Source organism: Bacillus sp. JJ1474 (assembly GCF_036965225.1).
Taxonomy (GTDB): Bacteria; Bacillota; Bacilli; order Bacillales; family Cytobacillaceae; genus Cytobacillus.
Map to the genome: position 1 here is coordinate 1 of NZ_JBALPC010000161.1, position 3,208 is coordinate 3,208.

A 3,208-nucleotide genomic window follows, 5' to 3' on the forward strand; every position below is an offset into this window, starting at 1 on the left:
GCTAAATTAAAAGCTATGGTTTTTATCGATGAACTGGTGGGCTGCTTAACGATTAAAATAATTAGCAATTCAAGTTATAAAAATTTATATACCTAGTTATAAAAACAGCAAGTAGAACCCAACCAACTCTGATTGGGTTTTGTGATTTATACAAAACAGATGTCCTTCTTACCTCTTTCAACGCTTATTCATTTATTTAGACGAATTCCACTTAAATCATTGTTAATCATTACAACAAGTCCCTTTCTCTTCAATATGACCAGACTTATTAACTTTTGTCTTCAAATACTTCTCGTTATATTCCGAAATATCCCCCCAAATAGATTCTCTACCTGAAACCTCAAGACCTGCTGTTTTTAATGCTTGAAGTTTTTTAGGGTTGTTGGTTATAAGTGTAACAGGTTTTGTGCGTAATGCTTTAAGGACAAGAATTGCATCTCCATAATTTCTAGAGTCATCAACAAAACCAAGTGCCTCATTGGCTTCAACAGTGTCATAACCATTCTCTTGTAAAATGTAAGCCATCGCCTTACTAAATAAGCCAATTCCTCTTCCCTCATGGTTAGCTAGATAAAATAAAGCACCATTCCCGTGTTCTGAAATCATTTTCATGGATTGCTTTAATTGGAAACCACAATCACATCTCTTACTACCAAAAATATCGCCCGTATGACAGATAGAATGCAATCTAATAATAGCATTATCGTCATATTCAAAATCACCATAGACTAGGACGCTGGATTGTTGTAGCTCGGCTAGGTTTACAGAAGATAATTTATCAATAATCCTTTCAAAATCCTCCGTTACCTCATCACAATTCAGCCAGCAATACCAATGGAAAACAACAGTATCTCCATATAAATTAACAGGAAGCCTAATCGGACCAACTAAATAAATAGCACGTTTATTGGTCTTAATTAATTGGATTTTGTCTTCTAAAACCCCTAAGACTTTAGTGTCGAATGTTTTTTTCATATTCCGATCTCCTTTTTTAAAATAGTATTTACTACGACAACAAATAAACTCATGGAATTGTGGCAATCTTACTTTTTTTTCTTATAAGAAACTTTTTTTCATCCCTTTTACATTTTTAGTTAGCTGACAAAAGGTTTCTCTAGACCCACTAGATGTTTTTGTTCAATAATATAAATGTAATTAATTAAACGGGGGAAAATTACGTAAGAACAAGCATATTGGATTTAAAAAGAGTAGAACACTTGAGGGAAGCATGTACAAAAAGATACTGAAACTATGACACAAAATTACTAAATATCGTGTAAACCTCTGTTATTCCCGCACTTGCTGCTCATTAATCTATTGGCATATTGAATTTATTAATTGCTGTTTTTAGATCCTCGTTTCTAATATGAGTATAAATCGTTTCAATGGAAGAATGTCCAGGTCGTCTTAGCTTTGGTACATCATTTATTTCAGCTTGTTATCTTGTAGCAACAAATGGCGCAACTTATGTACAGATTAAGAAGGTTTACCGAATGCTGTGGCGTTAGCAACCTAGTAGGTAACTTTGTGTCAATCTACATAAGAGTTGCCCTTTTACGTCAAAGAAATTGACATAAGGTACCTTTCCTTTCTTTTTCTTTTGCTAACCCTTCTCCTTTAGGAAAAAATAGAAAATCATATTCATCAGAAGTAGTAATAGGTTTGCTTTTATTTTCCAAAATATTCAGCTCCATTTAGATAGGATAGACATAAAGATAGACTTGAATAAGCTTATAAAACAAATGTTTTCTATAAAAAAAGAGAGGTTTCTACACCTCTCATTTACAAATATTATTTAAACAATACCTAAGTTCCTTAAGCATCAGCTCATTTTGACTGGGGAACTGCAATCATTATGCCTTGTATAAAACTTTAATTTCCCCTTCCGTTTGGAAACAATTAGTCTAATCCCGTCTACTTTCTATTCACAGAGATAATCAGTATTATTATCTTCAATTACAACGTCTCTTTCTTTAAAGGCATAGATGAGCTAGGGATTAATTCTTCACTTTCAATCACCCGGGTTTTCTTGGCAATGCTCTCCCTCCTTAAATAATTTTCTAGTCTCTTATACATATTACACAAACAAGTGTTCTTGTTATTAATCTTTTAATATATTAAAAAGTCCCCACCTTCAGAGATGGGAACAATTACATTACAAATAGTCCTTGCCAGTCTTAGCCACTATCATCGTATCCTGAATATACTTTGCTGATTTATGCAGCCACTCAGTTTCCTGCTCGTCCAATTTAATTTCTAATTGCTTTTCCACGCCATTTCGCCCAATTACACATGGCATGCTTAGTGCAACATCTCCATCATAGCCATATTGCCCATGTAAGGTTGTGGAAACTGGATATACACTACGTTCATCAAGCATGATGGCTTTTGCTAATGTAATTGCGGCCTGGGCCACTCCTGCATTTGTCCATCCTTTATTATTTAAAACAGCAAATGCTTCTTTAACGACCTGCTGACCCATTTTCTCTCTGTTTAAAGGTTCTTTTCCATCAAAAACTTGATCCAATTCACCTTCTCCAAACCCTTTCACATTTAAGCGGCTAAAAACAGGGAAGGCTGTATGGCCGTGCTCACCCATCATATATCCTGTTACACTTTTTGGATCAATATTGTAATTCGAAGCAACGACATAGCATAAACGTGCAGAATCAAGCATCGTCCCAGTTCCAAAGACACGACCCTTCGGATAGCCAAATTCATTTTCAGCAATATAAACCATTGTATCTAATGGATTTGTAATCATTATCACAATGGCTTCCTTCGTATACTTAGTTATCCCAGTCATTACCTCTCGAATAACCTCTGCATTCTTTTCAGCCAACAATGCCCGGTCTGGCATTGCATCCTCATCAGTTTTCAGGACACTTGGACCAGCGGCACAAATAATAACATCTGCGTCTGCACATTCTGAATAATCACCTGAACGAACTGTCGTGTTGGACATATATGTAAGGGCAGTTGCGTGAGATTGGTCTAATGCTTCGCCAAAAGCAACTTCCTCTCTACTATCAATAACAGCAATTTCAGAAAAAAGGCCAAGCTTCATAGCATCGGCTAAAACGTATGATCCAACATGCCCAACGCCAACGATGACTAATTTATTTTTTTTCATACTAATACCTCCTAAGCTTTCGTCAAAGATGTTACCTTTAAATAATATTTCACAAAAATAGCTACAAGTAAATGG

2 protein-coding genes are annotated in these 3,208 nt (G+C 35.3%); both read right to left on the reverse strand.

Going from position 1 to position 3,208, the window contains the following annotated elements:
• Nucleotides 1-222 precede the first annotated feature (222 nt).
• Complete coding sequence (locus V7164_RS18230; RefSeq protein WP_335345823.1) at nucleotides 223-975, reverse strand: GTP cyclohydrolase II; 753 nt, start codon at nucleotides 973-975, stop codon at nucleotides 223-225.
• 1,180 nt (nucleotides 976-2,155) lie between these two features.
• Nucleotides 2,156-3,133 carry an L-lactate dehydrogenase gene (locus tag V7164_RS18240; RefSeq protein ID WP_335354815.1) on the reverse strand — a complete coding sequence of 326 codons (978 nt, stop codon included), beginning with the start codon at nucleotides 3,131-3,133 and terminating at the stop codon, nucleotides 2,156-2,158.
• Nucleotides 3,134-3,208 lie beyond the last annotated feature (75 nt).